Origin of the sequence: Methylobacterium sp. J-078 (genome assembly GCF_022829285.1) — a bacterium.
Lineage (GTDB): Bacteria > Pseudomonadota > Alphaproteobacteria > Rhizobiales > Beijerinckiaceae > Methylobacterium.
Window position 1 is genome coordinate 92,778 of record NZ_JAKSYI010000055.1, and the last position, 20,086, is coordinate 112,863.

The following is a 20,086-nucleotide window of genomic DNA, read 5'->3' on the forward strand; positions in this document are numbered from 1 at the left end:
GCAGCAACAGGATTCTGTTGCATCGCACAGCCCAAAAAATTCGGCGATTGGCTCGGAAAAGCCACACCGATGAACGGGTTGTGAACCGCCACTCGCCAGCGTCGGAACCCTGTGTTAACACCCCGGCTGCCGTGCGAGGGGGGTGCCGATTCAGCGTGTTGCGGACGTCTTAAAAAACCCGGGTCACCGACTGGACAAACCCGGTGACTTGACCGAAACGCGCGATCGAACACACCGGCCGCCTCAAGACACAGTCCCGGGACGGGACGGCGGCCACGGCACCTTCACCAGCAAGATCCTTCACCAAACAAGATCCTTGCACCATCACGACCTTGAAGAGCTAAGGACCAAGACCGATGAGCGATATCGCTGAGCGCGTGAAGAAGATCGTTGTCGAGCACCTCGGCGTTGAGCCGGAGAAGGTGGTCGAGGGCGCGAACTTCATCGATGATCTCGGCGCCGACAGCCTCGACACCGTCGAGCTCGTGATGGCGTTCGAGGAAGAGTTCAACGTCGAGATCCCGGACGACGCCGCCGAGACCATCCAGACGGTCGGCGACGCGGTGAAGTTCCTCGAGAAGAACTCCGCTTAAAACGCCACGGGTTGTGCGTGAGCGGGGTCTGAAACGGACCCCGCGCGCCATTCGTTGTGATGACAGGACCGGTTCGGGATAGCGCGATGCGTCGGGTAGTGGTGACGGGCTTGGGGATGGTGACGCCGCTGGCCAGCGGAGTCGAGGCCACCTGGAGCCGGTTGATCGCCGGCGAGTCGGCGGCCAAGGTCGTGACGGCGTTCCCCGTCGACGATCTGGCCTGCCGCATCGCCTGTTCCGTGCCGTTCGGCGACGGCGCGAACGACACCTTCAACCCCGACGCCTTCATGGAGGCCAAGGAGCAGCGCAAGGTCGATCCGTTCATCGTCTACGCCATGGCGGCGGCGAGCGAGGCGCTGGCCGACGCCGACTGGCACCCGACGAGCTACGAAGACCAGTGCGCCACCGGCGTCATGGTCGGCTCCGGCATCGGCGGCATCGGCGGCATCTACGACGCCTCGGTGACCCTGCACGACAAGGGCCCCCGCCGGATCTCCCCCTTCTTCATTCCCGGCCGCATCATCAACCTGGCCTCCGGCCAGATCTCGATCGCGCACGGGCTCAAGGGTCCCAACCACGCGGTGGTGACGGCCTGCTCGACGGGCGCGCACGCCATCGGCGACGCGGCCCGGCTGATCCAGTTCGGCGATGCCGACGTCATGGTGGCGGGCGGCGCCGAATCGCCCGTGAACCGCCTCGCGCTCGCCGGCTTCGCCGCCTGCCGCGCCCTCTCCACCGGCTTCAACGACGACCCCGCACGAGCCTCGCGCCCCTACGACAAGGACCGCGACGGCTTTGTGATGGGCGAAGGCGCCGGCGTCGTCGTGCTGGAAGAGTACGAGCACGCCAAGGCCCGCGGCGCGAAGATCTACGCCGAGGTGATCGGCTACGGCCTCACCGGCGACGCCTACCACATCACCTCGCCGGCCCCGGACGGCGACGGCGCCTTCCGCTGCATGAGCGCCGCCGTGAAGCGCGCCGGCATCCAGGCCAGCGACCTCGACTACATCAACGCCCACGGCACCTCGACGCCCATGGGCGACGAGTTGGAGCTGAAGGCCGTGGAACGCCTGCTCGGCAACCACGCCGCCAAGGCCTCCATGTCCTCCACCAAGTCCTCCATCGGCCACCTCCTGGGCGCCGCCGGCTCCGTGGAAGCGATTTTTTCGATTTTGGCCATCCGCGATGGCATCCTCCCGCCGACCCTCAACCTTGACAACCCCTCCGTCGAGACCGCGATCGACCTCGTGCCGCACGAGGCCAAGCGCAAGCGGGTGGATACGGTGCTGTCGAACTCGTTCGGGTTCGGTGGGACGAATGCGAGCTTGGTGATGCGACGGGTGGATTGAGCCTCTTTTCTATATCCGCATTGTTATTGGACCAATCTGCGCAGAATTATTGCACGTATGATATATTAAGCCAATTAAATAAAGATGCTGCGAGAAGGTCGATGATCTCTGATGTAGATGAGGTATCATTTCTTCCAGGTCACCCTGTTAGCTATACTACAACACAAATAGTTTGCTATTTCAATGATCAAAAACTTGCCTCGGCGACTGCCTTCGTTCTGCAATTCGCAGGTCAATACGGCCTTATAACGAATTGGCACGTACTTACAGGCAGGAGTCCCATCGACGGCAAGTGTCTTTCAAAGACGGGCGGAATTCCAAACAATATAAAATTTCACGTAGTAGTATCGTGGCCCGACGCAGATGGGCCAGACAAAGGTGAAACGCTATTTTTCAAGCCAATGCATATCGAGCTCTATAAAGACAACGATTTTCTTGATCCAATATGGTTTGATGACCGGGATAGAAATTCTCAGAGCGACTTTTGCTTGATTTTGCTTAATGATCGTATTCCAGAGCTAAAAGAAGCGGGCTCCCGACTACGCGCAATACAAGGTGGAAATGTAGCGATCTCAGGTGAATTTGCTTCAAAACCAAGTCTTCTGGAAGTTCCGAAAGAAGCTGTTCGTAGATATTACCCGGCAGTAGGTCGACAAGTATTCGTAGTTGGATATCCGGTAGGCATTAGTTTTTCAAATGTCTTTCCAATATGGAAGGGCGCAACAATAGCATCGGAGCCGCTCGTTTCCACAAATTTATCTGGATATATTACAAACGAAGTTTTTCTGGTGGATGGGCTGACTCGATCCGGAATGAGCGGCGCTCCAGTAATACGGTTGCTTGACCCAGACGAGCCACTATTTACTGAAGGTGGTGGCACTGTCTTAGGAAAAAACAGAGATCCTTTACTTCTGGGAGTATATGCGGGGCGCGAGGGCGTAACAACGAACGAAGCAGATTTAGCGCTCGGTCGAGTTTGGAAGGTTGGAGCCATCGAAGAACTGTTCATGAAGGCTCTCAATTGATTGGGATTGATTATAGCTTCAACATCAGTGCTTTGTACGGCAAATTTGCTAGTAGGATAATTTTTAGGAATTTTATCAAAGAAGGACTCCAAACCCAAACACAGCAGGGAGCTAAATCTCGCCACAAAACCCACCAAGTTCGCGCGCCAAAATCCATGCCCCGCGCGCGCGATGACTCGACGCGTGAGCAAAAGATCCCCTAACACTCCAGCGGCGGCCGGGGCGGGGACCTGAGGCCCGAACAGGATGTCCATGTTCTTCCGCAAACGCCCAGATCCGGCGCCGACGCCGATCCCCTCCGACGAGCCGGCCCTGCCCAACCGCCTGTCGCCGCGCAGCCCCTCCGAGGCGATCAAGCCCACCGCCGCGCCGCCGCCGCCCGACCGTCCGGTCCGTGAGCGCGGCGGGCTGCTCGCCCGCATCTCCGGTTTGCTCACCGCCTCCGTGGTGCTGGCCATCGCGGTGATGATCGGCGTGACGCTGTTCGAGCGCCAGACCAAGGAGCCGGGGCCGCTGCCCGCCGACAAGGTCGTGGTGATCCCGCCCCGCAGCGGCACCACCGAGATCGCCGAGGCGCTCTCCCGCGAGGGCGTCATCAGCCACACCGCCCTGTTCGAGTGGGCGGCCCGGCTCTCCGGCAAGGCGCTGAAGGCCGGCGAGTACACCTTCAAGGCGCATGCCAGCATCGGGGAGGCCATCGACACCCTGGCCTCCGGCCGGCAGGTGCAGCACGCCATCACCTTCCCGGAGGGGCTGACCTCCGAGCAGATCGTGGTGCGCCTCAACGACAACGACATCCTCACGGGCGACATCAACGAGATCCCCCCCGAGGGCTCGCTCCTGCCCGACACCTACAAGTTCGAGCGCGGCGCCACCCGCCAGCAGATCGTCAACCTCATGCGCGCCAAGCAGCGCGAGGTCCTGAACCAGATCTGGCTGCGCCGCTCGGCCGAAATCCCGGTGAAGACGCCCGCCGAGATGGTGACGCTGGCCTCCATCGTCGAGAAGGAGACGGGCCGGGCCGACGAGCGGCCCCGCGTGGCGGGCGTGTTCGTCAACCGCCTCAACAAGCGCATGAAGCTGCAATCCGACCCCACCATCGTGTACGGGCTGGTGGGCGGGCGCGGCACCCTCGGGCGCGGCATCCAGCGCTCCGAGATCGAGCGGGCGACGCCCTACAACACCTACGTGATCGAGGGCCTGCCCCCGGGGCCCATCGCCAATCCGGGCCGCGCGGCCCTGGAGGCGGTGGCCAACCCCTCGCGCACCAAGGACCTGTTCTTCGTGGCCGACGGCACCGGCGGCCACGCCTTCGCCGAGACCCTGGAGGGCCATTCCCGCAACGTCGCCCGCTGGCGCCAGGTCGAGAAGGCCCGCCAGGCCCCGACCCCGGACGCGGCGGTGGACAAGGCCGATCCGCCGGGCGCCTCCGCCGTGCCCGGCACCGCCTCGGCCTACGCGCCCGACGGCACCAACATGGCGGCGACCCCCGAGCCCGGCACCGTGCGCCCCAAGGCCTTCGACGCCTCCGAGGGCACCCGCCTCGATCCCTTGCGCAACAAGACCTTCGACCTGAACTCGCCGAAGACCGTGCCGGTGCTGAAGCAGCCGTAGGGAGAGCGACGCCGTGATCCTCTCCAGCATGACCGGGTTCGCCCGCGCCTCGGGCACCACCGGCCCGGCGCAGTGGGCCTGGGAGGCCCGCAGCGTGAACGGGCGCGGCCTCGACGTGCGCCTGCGGGTGCCGAACGGCTACGACGCCATCGGCGAGGTCGCCCGTACCGCCCTCCAGAAGACCCTGACCCGGGGCCAGTGCCAGCTGAACCTCAGCCTGACCCGCGCCGACACCGCGCCCCGCGTGCGGATCAACGAAGCGCTGCTCGCGGAACTCGCCGCCACGATCGCCCGCGTGCCCCGCCCGGAGGGCATCGCGCCCGCCACCCTCGACGGGCTGCTAACGGTGCGGGGGGTGATCGAGGCCGACGAGGAGCCGGGCGCCGACACCGAGGCCCTCGCCCGGGATCTGGCCGAGGGCGTGGTCCGGCTGGTCGCCGACCTCGTGGAGGCCCGCCGCGCCGAGGGCAGGGCGCTGCGCACGGTGATCGAGGGCCAGCTGTCCGAGATGGCCCGGCTGACCGCCCTCGCCGAGGCCTGCCCGGCCCGCACGCCCGAGGCCGTGAAGGCGCGCCTCGCCGCCACCGTCGCGAGCCTGGTGGAGGCCGGCGGCCTCGACCCCGACCGCCTGCATCAGGAGGCCGTGCTGCTCGCCGCGAAGGCGGATGTGCGCGAAGAACTCGACCGCCTCCAGGCGCATCTGGCGAGTGCGGCCGAACTCCTGGCCGCCGGCGGCCCGATCGGTCGCAAGCTCGATTTCCTGGCCCAGGAACTCGGGCGCGAGGCCAACACCCTGTGCGCCAAGGCCAACGACATCGCCCTCTCGCGGATCGGACTCGACTTGAAGGCCGTGGTGGAGCAATTCCGCGAGCAGGTTCAGAACGTCGAGTAGGTTTTCCAGACCATGCAGGTCTCATCAACGGGCAGTGCCACGGCCATCGGGCGGCGCGGGTTCATCCTCATCCTGTCCTCCCCCTCGGGGGCGGGCAAGACCACGCTGACGCGGGCGGTGGCGGGCGACCCGAAATGGGGGCTCGACCTCTCGATCTCGGTGACGACCCGCCAGCGCCGCCCCTCCGAGATCGACGGCAAGCACTACCAGTTCATCGACCGCGAGGCCTTCGACGCGCTCCGCAGCGCCGACAACCTCCTCGAATGGGCGGAGGTGCACGGCAATTTCTACGGCACCCCGCGCAAGCCCGTGGAGCGGGTGCTGGGCGCGGGCCGGGACATGATCTTCGACATCGACTACCAGGGCACCCGGCAGGTGCGGGCCAAGCTCGCCGACGACGTGGTCACGGTGTTCATCCTTCCGCCGTCGCTCGCCGAGCTGCGCCACCGCCTGGAGCGCCGGGCCGAGGATTCGCCGGACACCATCGAGAAGCGCCTCGCCAACGCCCGGATGGAGATCCAGCGCTGGAGCGAATACGACTACGTCATCGTCAACGACGACCTCGACGACGCCTTCCGCTCCCTGGAGGGCATCCTCATCGCCGAGCGCCTGAAGCGCGACCGCCGCACCGGCCTCACCCCCTTCGTGGAAGGGCTTCTGGCCGAGCCGGACTGAGGCGGTTTCCGGCGGATTGCTTCGGTCTGCCGGCCTATTCCTCCGCGCCGATCCCGCGCAGGGGCGCGGTGAGTTCGCAGACGAGGCCCGCTTCCGCGTAGGTGGTGCGCACCGTGCCCCCCACCGCGCCGGCCAGGCCCCGCTCGATCAGCCGGCTTCCGAACCCCCGGTGCGTGGGGGTGGCGACCGCCGGGCCGCCGCGCTCGGTCCAGCGCAGGGTCAGCATCGCCTCGGGGCCGCTCTCGTCGATGGACCAGGCGACGGTGACGGTGCCGGTGGGGCAGGACAGGGCCCCGTACTTGGCGGCGTTCGTCCCGAGTTCGTGGATCATCAGGGCGAGCGACAGGGCGGCCTGGGAGCCGACCTGGATGGCAGGGCCCTCGCGCCGCAGGCGTTCCGAGCGGGCATCGTCGTGAATCGCGAGGGCGCCCCGGATGACGGCCTCGATGCCGGCGCTCTCCCGGGTGCCGGCGAGCAGCAGGTCGTGGGCCTTGCCCATGGCGATCAGCCGGTCGGCCAGGACGTCCCGGGCCGTCTCGAGGTCGGGCGCGGTGCGCAGGGTCTGAGTGGCGATGGCCTGGACCATGGCCAGCATGTTCTTCATGCGGTGGCTGAGCTCGCGGTTGAGCACCGCCTGCTGCTCCTCGGCGCGCAGCCGCGCGATGCCGACCTGAACGCGGTCCGCGACGTTGCGGACGAAGGCGACCTCCTCGGGGCGCCACGCGCGTGGGGCAGCGCTGTGCACGAAGAACAGTCCGACGTTGCGCTCGCGCTCGCGCACGGGCACGGGCACGTTCAGCATGGCGCCGACGCTCATACGGGCCGCGTGGGCGGCGGTATCGAGGGTGCGGGGGTCGTCCGCCAGGGCGTCGACCACCAGGGTCTCCCCCCGCGAGAGGTCGGGACCCAGGGTCTCGTGGTTGAGGAAGCGGTGGCGCCCCACGAGGCTCTCCGAGCCGGGGGTCGTCCAGTCGCGATGGATGATGACGTGAGTGCCGGCGGCGTCGAGTTCGCCGTAGCCGGCCCGGTTCGCATCCAGGGTCCGGCCCACGATCTCCGCCGCCCGGTGGGTCATGGCGGGGATCGACGATTCGTGGCGCAGGAAATCCCCGAGTTCGATCAGGGCGGCGCGCCGAAGTGAGGCCGCGCGGGCGTAGATCTCCTCGGCCTTGACCCGGGCGATCTGCTGACGCTCGCTCAGCAGGGTCGTGACCTGCCGCCCGAGGCGGCGGAGCCCGTCCGCCTGATCGTCCGTCAGCCCGTCCGGGCGCGGCTGATGGTCGAGCACGCACAGGCTGCCGAGCACCTGGCCACTCGGCATCCGCAGGGGCGCCCCGGCATAGAAGCGGATATGCGGCTCGCCCGTCACCAGGGGGTTCCGGCGGGTACGGGGATCGCGTGCCAGATCGGGGATGACGAGGAGGTCGGGCTCGCTCAGGGCATAGACGCAGACGGATGCACTCAGATCCGTCTCGCAGGGCGGGAAGCCGGCGCGCGCCTTGAACCATTGCCGGTTGCCGTCGACGAGGCTGACCAGAGCGACCGGGGCCCCGCAGAGAAGCCGGGCCAGTTGAACGACGTCGTCGTAGGCCTGCTCCGGAGGGGTGTCGAGGATCTGGAGCCCGGCCAGTTCGTCGAGCCGCACCGCGTCGGATGTATCCGGCCTGATGCCCTGGTCGAGATGGTAGCTCATGATGGGAACTTTCCCCAACGGTTCGCCGTTATATCTCCCGTTTTCTTCCCTGTCACTCGGCTCGAACGGTCCCGGACGGGCCCTGCTGTCGCATCGTTGCTGGAACGTGGTGACTACACCGCGAGAAGGCGGAAGCGTTCCCCGAGACCGAAGAGCTATCTTTCACCCAGCTGATATGCACAGGCGCACAGAGTGGGTGCAGCCGAGTGAAGCTTCGGTTCGCGGAGCCGCCCACGCAGTTTTTTAGAAGATCCTCCATGGCTTCAGCGTCCTTACATGCCTTCGATGGACAGCGGCCCCTCGCTCAAAGATTCAGGGAGATGCACTCAGGCGTATTGCACGCCATCTGTCCGATCAGCGGCGCTTTTCGCCAATACTTGACGATGCCGATCTCGCAGATGGGGCACGGAGCCTCCGAGACGAACGGGTGGTGGTCCCGCCCTCGCTCGAAAGCCTTCAACAAGGCGTAAGCAGGTTCCATCGCCCGCTCAATACGCTCGCCGCGCTCCGGATCTGTCGCACTAGGCGGGATTGAGAGTTCGGCCTTGAGACTGTCCCAGCGGGCCTTTGCATCGCTCATCATTTCGCTCTCGCAAACACAGGCCGCTTCGGGCCTGTCTTCATCTCGGCGAGAAAGCACAACCCGCGGTCGTGGACCTGTTCTCTCCGCAGTGAATATGCAACCTCGCTGGAGTTGGGTTGTGAGGCAGTCAGAAACCCTGTCACGGAACACCCATCTCGTTTGCAGAGCCATGCGTTCATGGCAATCGCGCTTTTACTCGCCCTCGGGCGATCTCGGACACGTTGCCGTTTCGTGCAATCTCGGAGGCTGCGCCCGATCTCCCCACCATCATCCGCCCGAAGCGGAACGGCGCCCACGATCGGAGGATCGCGGGCGCCGGTCAGGTCTGGGACCCGGCCGCCGGAACGGCGGGCCGGGTCGTTGTGTCGGTGGTCCGACGGGTCGCTTAGGCGGCGCGCTCCGTGTCCGCGGAGGCGTCGACCGCTCCGGCGGTCGCGTCGACCGTGGACGGGGCCTGCCAGGCCAGCAGGGTCCCGCGATCGGCGGCGATTTCCACGCTGAGCGTCACCGCCTCCGTGGTGCCGGCCCAGAGCGCTGCCGGGAGCGTGGCGTTGCCGTCCGTCCAGCGCCAGGCATCGCCCTCGGCGGTCTGCACGAAGGAGTAGCCGTCCGTCAGCAGCGCATGGTCGATCGGCAGGCTGCGGACGACGCCGGCGCCGTCGACGGCCGAGAGGCCGCGCAGGGGCAGGCCGAGGCGGCGGCCGTCACCGGCCCCCACCCGCACGCGCTCCGGCACGAAGCTGCGCGAGACGAGGCGGGCCTCGACCGTGCCAGCCGGGATTGCGAAGCGAGCGACGGCCCCGTCACGCTCGGGCTGGATCGCAACGCCGTCGGCCATGACGTGCAGGTCATCGGTATCCGTCAGGGTCCAGCCGAGGGCGGCGGCCCGGGCCAGCAGGCGGACGCGCACGGCATCGACGATCGGGCCTTCCTGCACCAGCGGCAGGCAGAACCCGTCCATGGAGAGCGGGCTGAAATCGGGGTGCAGCGCCATGAACGCGCCGGCATTCTCGAAACCGTTGCGCACGCCCGTGTCGAGGAAGCTCTCGGTCGGCAGGCCCTCGGCGACGAGGATGTCGTGCGCGTCGAGTTCGACGTGCCAGTAGGTCACCGTCTCGGACTTCACCTGGGTGATGGTCGCGTCGTTGACGAGGTGCTTGACCGGAATCAGGACCTCGTCGAGGACGCTCACGCGCACCGCGTGGTCGGGCGAGAGCCAGAGGTCGCGCCGGGGCAAGTCTTCGCCGAAGGCGCCGGCGAGCACGCGCACGGGCCAGATGGCGTCGGGGATGCGGTGACGGGTGCAGTCGATGCTGCGCTGGCCGATCCACACGATGGGCCGGTGCGCGCCGGAGGCCGTCACCACCGTGTCGCCGACCGCGAGTTCTTCCACCGCGACCTCGCCGCGATCCGTCAGGATCAGCGTGCCGCTGGCAAAGCAGGGCACGGCCGCCACGTTGTAGCTGTTGAGGCTATTGTCGGTGTCGGCGGTGAAGCGCGTCCGGGTCTGTCCGGCGGGGGGCGGGCTTCCATAGACCTGCGTGTTCGACAGGAGGTAGCGGTAGGTGCCCGCATCGACCTCGCCGGGCGGAATGCTGGTGCTGGTGAAGAGGATCTGGTTCGAATTGTCGAGGGACGAGGCCGTCAGGGTGACGGCGCGGTTCGCGTAGGCAGCCGGTGCATCGGCGCCGTAGGTCATCGTGACCGTGTCGCCGGCCTGGTTCACCGTGCCGTTGACCCGCACAGTATAGGTCGACGGCGAGTCGACCTGAAATGTTCCGTTAGCCGGAACACCACCATCATCGATACCGAGAAAGCCGGGTGGATAGGTGGTGTTGTTGAAAGTAATCGCCATCGTACGACTCCCTACACGCGGTCTGAGATTTTTTTATCTTGAGTTTTTGGCCGCATATCTGCGCCTGAGCCGGAGAATGCCGCGCCCGGGTGGCCCGAGCAATGGATCACCCATCTCCAATCCCTGAATATACGGGACAGGCCCGACTGTTCTCAGGCAATGTTGCGCGTCGGCCACAAGCATCTGCGGATATACAAGAATTCCGGGATAAGTACGCAGCCTGTTCGGTCCATTTAGGCAAACGGACTGCAAGATAATCCCGATCGAATTGCCATTTTATCCCGACTGCCGGCGTGGGGCCGCTTCAGGCCGGCAGGACCGGGGCGGCCAGGGGGCGCCGCCGCTGCGTGCTGACCGTATTGCCCACTGAGGCGACGACGATGCAGGCGATGGCGAACCATTCCGTGGCGCTCAGGCGCTCGCCGAGGATGGCGAGGCCGGCCAGCGAGCCGATAGCCGGTTCCAGGCTGAGGAGAACACCGAAGCTCTGCTTCGGCAGGCGCTTCAGCGCCACCATCTCCAGGGAGTAGGGCAGGGCGCTCGACAGGGCCGCGACGGCGAGGCCGAAAGCGAGGGTCGCGGGATCGAGGAGGGCGGCGCCCGCGCGCGCGATCCCGAAGGGCAGCACCACCAGGGCGGCCACCGACATGCCGATGGCGACGGAGCGGCCGCCATGAAGGTGGCCGACGCGCTGGCCGAAGACGATGTAGAGCGCCCAGCACAGGGCGGCCCCGAGGGCACAGGCCACGCCGACCGGATCGAGCCCGCCGGAGAGGCCCCCAAGCGGCAGGAGGAGCGCGAGGCCGAGCACCGCGCAGGCGATCCAGACGAAGTCGATCGGCCGTCGCGAGACGGCCAGCGCCAGGGTGAGGGGCCCGGAGAACTCGATGGCGATGGCGAGGCCGAGGGGAATCGTCCGCAGGGACAGGTAGAAGAGCAGGTTCATCGCGCCGAGCACGCCGCCGTAGAGCAGGAGCGCGCCGGCATCCGCCCGGCTCGGCCGCAGGTGCCAGGGGCGCCAGACCGCGACCAGGATCAGCGCCGCGAGGCCGACCCGCAGGGCGGTCGTGCCCTCGGCGCCCACCGTGGCGAACAGGTGCTTGGCGAACGAGGTCCCGACGCTGAGGGAGACCATGCTGGCGACGAGGGCCGCGACCGGGGCGAGGCTCCTCACCGCTGACCTGCCCTCGGGTCACGCATGCGGGTGTTCAGGCGCGCGGCGGCAGGATGGTGCCGCGGCGGGCCTCCAGCGTCTGCCAAAGGATCAGGGCGGGCAGGCCCAGCACCACGTCCGGCACCCGCTTGACCAGCGAGAGCGCCAGCGCGGTGCCCGCATCGATGCCGAACAGCCCGCCGAGGAGCACGAACCCGCCCTCCTGCACGCCGAGGCCGCTCGGCACCGGAAAGGCCGCCGACTTGATGGCCTGGCTCAGCGCCTCGATGATGAGGATCTCGGCGACGCCCACCGAGGGGACGCCGATGCAGGCGAGCGCGATGCCGATCTCCACCGCGCCGATGAGCCAAGCCGCCAGGTGGAGCAGGATCGCGGCCGCCAGGTTGCCCCGGCGCGCGGGGTCCCAGATCGCGTCGAGGGCGCCGTAGACGCCACCGCCTTCCGGCGAATCGGCGGCCTCGGGTCCGCGCAGGGCCCGGCGGCCCCAGGCCACGACGCGCCGCGCGGCCGCCCGCGCCGCCGGGCTGCGCTGGGCGGCCACGAACCCGGCGAGGAGGAGCGCGGTAACCGCGAGTGCCCGCAGCACCCAGGTTGCGAGGGCGTGGGCCGATTCACCGCCGACCTGGAGCAGCAGGCCGACGCCCAGCAGGGCGAAGACCGCCTGCGTGCCGGCCTGGAACAGCATGTCGACCATGATGGAGGCCGCCGCCAGGGCCCCCGTGGCCCCCCAGAAAGTCAGCAGGCGTCCGCCGACGACGTCACCGCCGACCGAGGCGACCGGCAAGAGAACATTGATGCCCTCGCGCACGAAGCGCAGGACCGCGAAGGCACCGGACCCGGCCTGCCCGATCCCCGCGAGCCCCCGGATCGCCTGGCCCCAGGCCATGCCGCAGAGGATGAGGATGAGGACGCGCACCAGCACGATGGCGGCGAGGCCCAGGGCGCCGACGCGGCCGAAGGCATCCGCGATCGCACCGAGATCGTTGGTGGCCACGAGCCACGTGCCCAGGGCGAGCCCCAGCAGCGTGCCGGCGAGCGGCAGACGCCGCAGGACGGCGCGGCCGAGGGTGCGCGCCGGACGTGGTCGGTCCGTATCGAGGGCGGGATCGGTCAAGCGGCTGGCTCGCGGCTGGCCGGGCGCGCCGGGCGCGCCGGTGAGGGAAGCGGGGCGCGCGGCGGGCGCGCGCTCGTTCGGAACGCGGGCGCCTCACGGCTCCCGCATGCGGGTGAGGTCTCCGGTTAGGCTTCCTTTGGGGCCGAAATCGGGGAAGAGCGCGTCGACCGCCTGGGCCGGGGTGGCGGCGGGGTCCAGAAGGTGGATGCGCTGCTTGGCCAGGCTGTCGGCGGTGGCGACGGCGAGCGCCCGCTTCGGGCAGGGCCCGAGGCAGCCGACCTCGACCACCCGCGGCTTGCCGGGCATGGTCCTGCCCTTCAGTTCGCGCTTGATGCGTGAGCGCAGGGCGCCCTTCTTCAGGCCCTGGCGCTTGACGCACTTCGTGCAGACGAGCACGAGTTCGGAGAACCCGGCGCGGGCCATGCGGATCCGTGCCGGCCTCGGCGCGGTCCCGTCCTTGCTGTCCATGAACCCCCCAGACTTCGCTTACCCGGTCGCGCCGATCCGATACGGGGAAAGCGACGCCTTAAAAAGGGCCGAAAAACACGGGATTGCCGGGGACAACGGCAACGTGTCGAGAGGGCTCCGCGGGCGTGACCATTTGCACCGTCGCGGGGCGCACGCGCCCCGGATGTCCACCCGTGACCCGACCGCGCCGAGCCCCTGGAAACCGGAATCCATGAAGGTCGACGAGATCAAGCCGACGGACCGCGTGCGCGGGATGATCGACCTCGCGCTGCGCTCCGTGCCGGATCTGCGGCGCAACGCCGAGACTGTCACCCCCGTCGCACCCGTCAGGCTGCCCGCGCTCCTGCGCCGGGCGCGGGAGCGGCTCGACTGGCGCCAGCTGCCGGGCATCCGCCGTCCGCCGTCCCGTCCGCAGAACATCATCGGCGGCGTGGTCAAGCAGTTCGCGATCTTCGTGCTGCTGCCGACCCTGATGGCGACGTTCTACTTCTACGTCTTCGCCAGCGACCAATACATCGCCACGGCGCAATTCGCCGTGCGCGGCAACGTCGAGCCGATGGAAGACAGTGCCAGCGCGGGCTTCGCCGGCCTAGCCCAGAAGCACAACAGCCAGGACAGCTTCATCGTCAAGGACTACGTCCAGAGCCAGACCCTGGTCTCCGCGGTGGAGGCCAGCCTGAAGGTCTCGACCATGTTCTCGCGCCCGGGCGTGGATTTCTGGGAGCGCTACGACACGAACCAGCCGGTCGAGGAACTGGTGAAGTACTGGCGCAAGCGCGTCACCACCCGGATCGAACCAATCTCGGGAATCATCACCCTCAACGTGCGGGCCTTCACACCGGAGGACGCCCTCGTCATCGCCCGCGACGTGGTCGCCCGCAGCGAGCGCCTTATCAACGACATCTCCCGGCGCGCCCAGGCCGACATGCTCACCCATGCCGAGGGGGACGCCGCCAAAGCCCAGGACCGCCTGCGCAAGGCCCACCTGGCCCTCCAGACCTATCGCAACCGCTGGGGCATCATCGATCCGGCCAAGACCGCCGAGGCCGTGCTCACCACGATCGGCGGCCTGCGCAAGGAGCGGCTGAAGGCGGAATCCGACCTCGTCGTGCTGCGGGGTTCGAATCTCGACGAGAAGGCCCGCAGCGTCCAGAACCTGGTTTCGCTGGTGACCGCCCTCGACCAGCAGATCAAGAAGCTCACTGACCAGCTCACCACCGAGGCGAGCACGGGGCCGGACATCACCAACAACATGACGAAGGCGCTCCTGGAATTCGAGGGCCTCCAGGTCGAGCGCACCATCGCGGGCAAGCTCAACGAATCGGCCAACCTGATGGTCGACCGGGCCCGCATCGCGGCCGGCAAGCAGCAGATCTTCCTCGCGACCTTCGTGGAGCCGGCGTTGCCGGGCGACTCGCTCTATCCGCTGCGCGGTCACGCGATCCTGGTGGTGTTCTTCTGCTGCCTTGTGACCTGGAGTTCCATCGCCCTCATCATCGCGGGCATCAACGACCAGCGCCTCTGAGTCCCGTCCGCCCGGATCCTCACGCCCGACCGCCTCACCGAGCCCTGCCGATCATGTCCGAGTTCAGCGACCTCGTCGCCCGCGCCGTCAACCCCGCGATGTCCCGCACCGAGCGCGAGGCGGTCTACGGCGTCGTGAAGCAGGCCGTCGCACGGCTTCAGACCCGGGACGGCCTGACCCCCGACGATCCGCGCATCGCCCTGCAGCAGCACCTCGTCGAGGAGACGATCCGCGACGTCGAATCCGACATCGCGCGGTTTCTCTCCTTCGAGAAGCTGGAGCGGGCGCATTCGGCCCAGATGGGTGCCGAGAAGCGCTGACCCGCCGCGCGACGGATCTCCGTGCCGGCGCCGATCGCCTCAGCCGTAGGCGGCCACCGCCCGCGCGCTGCCGGGCTCGGCCACGGAGAGGCCGGCATCCACGTACTCGTTGAGCTTGTTGCGCAGGGTCCGGATCGAGATGCCGAGGATCTTGGCCGCATGCGTGCGGTTGCCGAGGCAATGGTCCAGGGTGTCGAGGATGAGGTCGCATTCCACCTGCGCCACGGTCTGACCCACGAGGCCGCGGGTGGCGGCCTCGGCCACGCGCGCCGCGCGCTCGGCCGGCCCGGCGGAGACCGGCGCGATACTGTCCCCCTCCGGCGTCAGGATCGCGTCGGGGCCGATCTCCGGGCCCGAGGCGAGGAGCACCGCCCGGTGCAGGGTGTTCTCGAGTTCGCGCACGTTGCCGCGCCAGGGGTTGGCCCGCACCAGCCCCTGCGCCTCGGCGCTCAGCGGCCGCACCGGCATCCCGTTCACCTCGGCGTACTTGCGGGCGAAGTGGCCGGCGAGTTCGAGGATGTCGCCGGGGCGCTCGCGCAAGGGGGGCAGGCGCAGGTGCACCACGTTCAGCCGGTAATACAGGTCTTCGCGGAACGTGCCCTTTCGGACCTCCTCTACGAGGTTGCGGTTCGAGGTGGCGAGCACGCGGATGTCGACCTTGACCGGCGCGGTGCCGCCGACCCGGTCGATGACCCGCTCTTGGAGAGCACGCAGCAGCTTCGATTGCAGCCGTACGTCCATCTCGGAGATCTCGTCGAGGAGCAGGGTTCCGCCATGGGCCTCCTCGAAGCGGCCGATGCGGCGGGCCACGGCGCCCGTGAAGGCGCCCTTCTCGTGGCCGAACAGCTCGGATTCGAGGAGCGCCTCGGGGATCGCGGCGCAGTTCACGGAGACGAAGGGGCGGCTGGCCCGGTTCGACTTGCCGTGGACGTGGCGGGCCAGCACCTCCTTGCCGGTGCCGCTCTCGCCGGTGATGAGCACGGAGGCCTCCGAGCGCGCCACCTGCTCGGCGAGCTTGACCACCCGTTCCATGGAGGCGTCGCGCCAGACGAACGCGCGCCCATCCTCGGAGACCGCCTGCAGCACGGCGGCGATCAGTTCCGGGTCCGGCGGCAGGGGGATGTACTCCCGGGCCCCCGCCTCGATGGCCGCGACCGCCGCCCTGGCGTCGGTGGCGACCCCGCAGGCGATCACGGGGGTGCGGATGCGCTCGTCGGCGAGCGCCGTGACGAGGTCGCGGATCGCGAGGCTGACATCGATCATGATGAGGTCCGCGCCCTTGGCGCGCAGCACCGCGAGCCCCTGGGCGAGGCTCTCGGCGTTGGTGACGGCCGCGCCCCGGTTCATGGCGATCTTCGAGGCGGTGATCAGTTCGCCGTTGAGGCGTCCGATGATGAGGAGTCGCATGGACGAAGGTCTCCGTCAGGGTCGGCTTCGCGCAGGGCGCGCGCGGCAGCCGGCAGGGTGAAGGGGGGTCAGTGGTCGCTCTTGATGATCTCGGTCATCGTCACGCCGAGGCGTTCCTCGACGAGCACGACCTCGCCGCGGGCCACGAGGCGGTTGTTCACGTAGATGTCGATGGCCTCGCCGACCTTGCGGTCGAGTTCCAGCACGGCGCCGGGCTGGAGCCGGAGCAGGTCGCCGATCGGCATGCGCGAGGAGCCGAGCACCGCCGAGACCATCACGGGCACGTCGAAGACCTGCTCGAGGTCGGCCGCGCTCTTCGGCGTGGTGGGGGCCTCGCGGATCGACTCGGTGCCGAGCCCGTCGAAGGAGGCATCCGTTCCGTTGAGCTGGGGCAGGCTGAAATCGTCGGACATGGGGGGCTCGCGGGTTTACGGGGATCAGACGACGATGCCGAGGGCGGACAGGACGGCGCCCTCGATGCGGGCGCGGTCGCGGACGACGCCGCCATCGGCCCATTCCATGCGGGCGTCGCCCGGAGATAGGTCGGGCTCGCCGAGGACGACGAGGCGGCCCTCGAAGCCGCGCTCGCGCGCCAGGCGCTTCACCAGGGCCTCGGCTTCGTCGACGAGGCTCTCGTGGACCCGGACGACGAGGTGGGGCACGCCGCGCAGGTGCTGGAGCGCGGCCCGCGCCGCGTCGCCGATGGCGGCCAGCGGATGCGCGTCGAGGGCCTCGCCGGCGATCCTGCGGGCCAGCGCGATGGCGAAGTCCATCGCCTCGTCCTCGCGGGCCGCGTCCCGGGCGTCGGACTGGCCGATCAGCCCCGCGGCGGCGAGGCCGAGGCGGGTGATGGCGTCCGAGAGCCGGGCCTGGACCTGCTGCTCGGCCAGGGCCTGGCCCTCGCGCAGGCCCCGCGCATAGGCCTCGGCCTCGGCCCGCGCCACGGCCTCCGCCTGGGCGGCCGCCTCCTGCGCCTGGACGGGGTTGTCCGGCCGGGGCCGGAAATCGGTGTCGAAGAGGAACCGGCGCGCGTTCAATAGACCAGCTCCTCCTCGCCGCTCGACTTGGCGATCATGATTTCGCCCTTCTCGGCCAGGTCCTTGGCGAGTTCGGTCATCTTGGCCTGGGCCTCGTCGACGTCCTTGAGGCGGATGGGCCCGAGCGAACCCATCTCGTCGGTGATGTTCTTGGCCGCCCGGGTGGACATGTTCTTCAGGAAGAAGCCGCGCACGCGCTCGTCGGCACCCTTGAGGGCCCGGCACAGGGTCTCGTTGTCGACCTTGCGCAGCAGCGTCTGGACGCTGCCCGCATCGAGCTTGAGCAGGTCCTCGAAGGTGAACATGAGCTGGCGGATCTTCTTGGCCGAGCCCCGGTTGGCCTGGTCGAGGGCCGTAAGGAACCGCCCCTCCGTCTGCCGGTCGAAGGCGTTGAAGACGTCGGCCATCAGTTCGTGGGCGTCGCGCCGGGTGGTCTGCGCGATGGTGGAGACGAACTCGACGCGCAGGGTCTCCTCGATGTGGCGCAGGGCCTCCTTCTGCACCGTCTCCATCCGGAGCATCCGGTTGAGGACGTCGATGGCGAATTCCTCCGGCAGGATGGTCAGCACCTTGGCGGCGTAGTCCGAGCGCACCTTGGAGAGCACCACCGCCACGGTCTGCGGGTACTCGTTGCGCAGGAACGAGGCCAGGATCTCGGGGTCGATCTGGGTCAGGCTCGCCCAGACGCGCTTGCCCGAGGCGCCCTTGATCTCCGCCATGATCGCCGAGACCTGCTCGGTGGGGAAGATCTTCAGGAGGAGCGATTCCGTGCGCTCGAAGTTCGAGGTGATGCCGCCGCCGGAGGACAGGCGCGAGACGAAGTCGACGATGAGCTTCTCGACCGTCTCGGCCTCCAGGGAGCCGAGCTGGACCATGGCGTGCGAGACGAGCTTGACCTCGTCCTCGTCGAGCATCTGCCAGATCGGCGCGCCCTCGCTCTCGCCGAGCAGCAGCAGGAGCGCGGCGGCGCGCTGGGCGCCCGTCATGGCCCCGAAGGCGCCGCTGCTGCCCTTGGCGAGCTCGGCCTGGATGTTCAGTCCCGACGACATGGGCTCAACGCCTCGCGGCTGCGTGAGGGGGGATCGGCATCAGCTCTCGTGAATCCAGTTGCGAAGGACTTCCACGGTCTCGCTGGGGCTGGCGCGGACCATGTCGACCACGCGCTGCACCGTCTCGGCCTGGACCTTGCCGTTCAACTGGGCGAAATCCACCAGCCGGGCGGTGGGATTCTCGGGCTGCGCCAGCAGGGCCTCCGGGCTTCCCGCCACGGCGGCACCCCCGGCTCCGGCCACCAGGGCGATCTGGATCGGTTCCGAGGCCAGCACCTTCTTGAGGAGGGGGCGCACCACCGACATCAGCACGATCAGCGTCAGCATGGTGAGGACGGCGAGTTCAACGATGTGCATCACCTCCTCCTTGGAGGGGCTGAGCAGCGACTGGATCAGGGTCGGCTCGACGAACTCGGCCTGGGCGGGCGATTCGGCGAAGCGCAGGTTCACCACCTCGACCTGATCGCCCCGTGCCTTGTCGAAGCCGATGGCGGTGCGCACCAGGGCGGCAATCCGCTCGACCTCCGCCGCCGGGCGCGGCTGATAGACCGCCTTGCCGTCGGGTCCGGCCACGTAGGCGCCGTCGATCACCACCGCCACCGAGAGCCGCTTGACCCGGCCGCCCTCGGCGACCTCGGTCTTGGTGACGCGGGAGATCTCGTAGTTGGTGGTCTCCTCGTTCTTGTTGGTCGAATCCTTCTGGGTCGGGGCCTGGCCGGGCTGGTTGGCGCCGGGCAATTCGTTGCCGACGCTGACCGCGCCCTCGTTGCCGCCCGAGAGGGCGTTCTCGCTGCGGGTCTGGGTGGAGCGCACGACCCGGCTCTCGGGATCGTAGCTTTCCGAGCGGCTCTCGATGCGGTTGAGGTCGAGCTCGGCGCTGACCTGGACGCGGGCGCGCCCGGCCCCGACGATGCCCGCGATGATCTCCTCGATCTGGGAGCGCAGGCGCCGCTCGATGCCGACCTGCTTCTCCTCCATGCCGGCCCCGGTCTCGGCCTCGGCCCCGCGCGCGCCGTCGGCCAGGAGCCGCCCGCGCTCGTCCACGATGGAGACCCGCTCGGGCTTGAGGCCCTCCACCGCCGAGGCGGCGAGGTGGCGGATGGCGCGCACCTGCGAGGCGTCGAGGTCGCCCATCAGCTTGAGGACGATAGCCGCGCTCGGGCTCTCGCGGTCGCGCTCGAACAGGCGGCGCTCCGGGATCACGAGGTGGACGCGGGCGGCCTGAACGCGCCCGATCGCCCGGATCGAGCGGGACAACTCGCCCTCGAGCGCCCGCAGGTGGTTCACGTTCTGGACGAAGTTGGTGGACGAGAAGGCGTCGCCCTTGTCGAAGATCTCGTAGCCGACGCCGGCCTGGCTCGGCAGGCCCTTGCCGGCGAGATCCATGCGCAGGCGGGGCAGGTCGGCGCGGGGCGCCATCACGGTCTGGCCGGCATCGCCCCGGGTCTCGTACTTGATGCCGCGCGCATCGAGGTCGCGGATCACGGCCGAGGAATCCGACATCGACAGGTCGGCGAAGAGCACGCCCATATCGGGCTTCGAGACGCGCAGGATCACGAAGGCGAAGAAGCCGATCAGCGTCATCGTGACGGCGGCCATGGCGGCGAGCCGTGCCGGGCCGAGCTTTGTCACGAGGTCGAAGACCGGTTTCACGACGCCACGCACCCATCCGACCGGCGGCGACGGACCCTCCGCGCTCGCCCGGCAAAATTT

The 20,086-nt window shown here is 68.3% G+C and carries 19 protein-coding genes; 8 read left to right on the forward strand and 11 right to left on the reverse strand.

The window, feature by feature from the left end:
* Positions 1-356 precede the first annotated feature (356 nt).
* The 6 genes from MKK58_RS06775 (at position 357) to gmk (ending at position 6,148) form a co-directional block, all read left to right on the forward strand.
* On the forward strand, positions 357-593 hold the full coding sequence (locus MKK58_RS06775) for an acyl carrier protein (protein ID WP_018044468.1): 237 nt from the start codon (positions 357-359) through the stop codon (positions 591-593).
* A gap of 86 nt (positions 594-679) precedes the next feature.
* Positions 680-1,942, forward strand: a complete 1,263-nt coding sequence (gene fabF / locus MKK58_RS06780; protein WP_243911338.1) for a beta-ketoacyl-ACP synthase II — start codon at positions 680-682, stop codon at positions 1,940-1,942.
* 101 nt (positions 1,943-2,043) lie between these two features.
* Positions 2,044-2,967 carry a serine protease gene (locus MKK58_RS06785; protein WP_243911339.1) on the forward strand — a complete coding sequence of 308 codons (924 nt, stop codon included), beginning with the start codon at positions 2,044-2,046 and terminating at the stop codon, positions 2,965-2,967.
* Positions 2,968-3,219: 252 nt separating this feature from the next.
* Positions 3,220-4,581: an endolytic transglycosylase MltG gene (gene mltG, locus MKK58_RS06790; protein WP_243911340.1), complete on the forward strand. Its 1,362-nt coding sequence runs from the start codon at positions 3,220-3,222 to the stop codon at positions 4,579-4,581.
* A gap of 28 nt (positions 4,582-4,609) precedes the next feature.
* On the forward strand, positions 4,610-5,473 hold the full coding sequence (locus MKK58_RS06795; RefSeq protein WP_279578264.1) for a YicC/YloC family endoribonuclease: 864 nt from the start codon (positions 4,610-4,612) through the stop codon (positions 5,471-5,473).
* A gap of 12 nt (positions 5,474-5,485) precedes the next feature.
* On the forward strand, positions 5,486-6,148 hold the full coding sequence (gene gmk, locus MKK58_RS06800) for a guanylate kinase (RefSeq protein ID WP_243911342.1): 663 nt from the start codon (positions 5,486-5,488) through the stop codon (positions 6,146-6,148).
* Positions 6,149-6,182: 34 nt separating this feature from the next.
* Here the strand turns inward: gmk and MKK58_RS06805 are convergent, their stop codons facing one another.
* The 6 genes from MKK58_RS06805 to MKK58_RS06830 all read right to left on the reverse strand — a co-directional run bounded on the left by MKK58_RS06805 (position 6,183) and on the right by MKK58_RS06830 (position 12,990).
* Positions 6,183-7,841, reverse strand: a complete 1,659-nt coding sequence (locus MKK58_RS06805; protein WP_243911343.1) for a GAF domain-containing protein — start codon at positions 7,839-7,841, stop codon at positions 6,183-6,185.
* Positions 7,842-8,145: 304 nt separating this feature from the next.
* Entirely contained in the window at positions 8,146-8,424 is a 279-nt protein-coding gene (locus tag MKK58_RS06810; protein ID WP_243911344.1) for a hypothetical protein, read from the reverse strand.
* Positions 8,425-8,809: 385 nt separating this feature from the next.
* Complete coding sequence (locus MKK58_RS06815; RefSeq protein WP_243911345.1) at positions 8,810-10,279, reverse strand: Hint domain-containing protein; 1,470 nt, start codon at positions 10,277-10,279, stop codon at positions 8,810-8,812.
* 304 nt (positions 10,280-10,583) lie between these two features.
* The gene (locus MKK58_RS06820) at positions 10,584-11,414 is read right to left on the reverse strand and encodes an EamA family transporter (protein ID WP_243911486.1); all 831 of its coding nucleotides are present in this window, start codon (positions 11,412-11,414) and stop codon (positions 10,584-10,586) included.
* Positions 11,415-11,487: 73 nt separating this feature from the next.
* Positions 11,488-12,567 carry a lysylphosphatidylglycerol synthase domain-containing protein gene (locus tag MKK58_RS06825; protein WP_243911346.1) on the reverse strand — a complete coding sequence of 360 codons (1,080 nt, stop codon included), beginning with the start codon at positions 12,565-12,567 and terminating at the stop codon, positions 11,488-11,490.
* A 93-nt stretch (positions 12,568-12,660) separates the two neighbouring features.
* Positions 12,661-12,990, reverse strand: coding sequence for a (2Fe-2S) ferredoxin domain-containing protein (locus MKK58_RS06830; RefSeq protein WP_243911347.1), 330 nt, complete (start codon positions 12,988-12,990; stop codon positions 12,661-12,663).
* Between the two features lie 256 nt (positions 12,991-13,246).
* On the opposite strand from MKK58_RS06830, the gene MKK58_RS06835 reads away from it, so the two are divergent.
* Both MKK58_RS06835 and MKK58_RS06840 read left to right on the forward strand, forming a co-directional pair.
* On the forward strand, positions 13,247-14,560 hold the full coding sequence (locus MKK58_RS06835) for a capsule biosynthesis protein (protein WP_243911348.1): 1,314 nt from the start codon (positions 13,247-13,249) through the stop codon (positions 14,558-14,560).
* Positions 14,561-14,613: 53 nt separating this feature from the next.
* Positions 14,614-14,880, forward strand: coding sequence for a hypothetical protein (locus MKK58_RS06840; RefSeq protein WP_243911349.1), 267 nt, complete (start codon positions 14,614-14,616; stop codon positions 14,878-14,880).
* 39 nt (positions 14,881-14,919) lie between these two features.
* Here the strand turns inward: MKK58_RS06840 and MKK58_RS06845 are convergent, their stop codons facing one another.
* From MKK58_RS06845 to fliF, 5 genes are all read right to left on the reverse strand, one after another.
* On the reverse strand, positions 14,920-16,287 hold the full coding sequence (locus MKK58_RS06845) for a sigma-54 interaction domain-containing protein (RefSeq protein WP_243911350.1): 1,368 nt from the start codon (positions 16,285-16,287) through the stop codon (positions 14,920-14,922).
* Positions 16,288-16,355: 68 nt separating this feature from the next.
* Complete coding sequence (fliN, locus tag MKK58_RS06850; protein WP_243911351.1) at positions 16,356-16,700, reverse strand: flagellar motor switch protein FliN; 345 nt, start codon at positions 16,698-16,700, stop codon at positions 16,356-16,358.
* Between the two features lie 24 nt (positions 16,701-16,724).
* Positions 16,725-17,324, reverse strand: coding sequence for a FliH/SctL family protein (locus tag MKK58_RS06855; protein ID WP_243911352.1), 600 nt, complete (start codon positions 17,322-17,324; stop codon positions 16,725-16,727).
* On the reverse strand, positions 17,321-18,373 hold the full coding sequence (gene fliG / locus MKK58_RS06860) for a flagellar motor switch protein FliG (protein WP_243911353.1): 1,053 nt from the start codon (positions 18,371-18,373) through the stop codon (positions 17,321-17,323). The genes MKK58_RS06855 and fliG overlap by 4 nt, the downstream gene beginning before the upstream one ends.
* Before the next feature lie 39 nt (positions 18,374-18,412).
* Positions 18,413-20,026 (reverse strand): flagellar basal-body MS-ring/collar protein FliF, encoded by a 1,614-nt coding sequence (fliF, locus tag MKK58_RS06865; protein ID WP_243911354.1) that lies wholly within the window; start codon positions 20,024-20,026, stop codon positions 18,413-18,415.
* Positions 20,027-20,086: the final 60 nt, after the last annotated feature.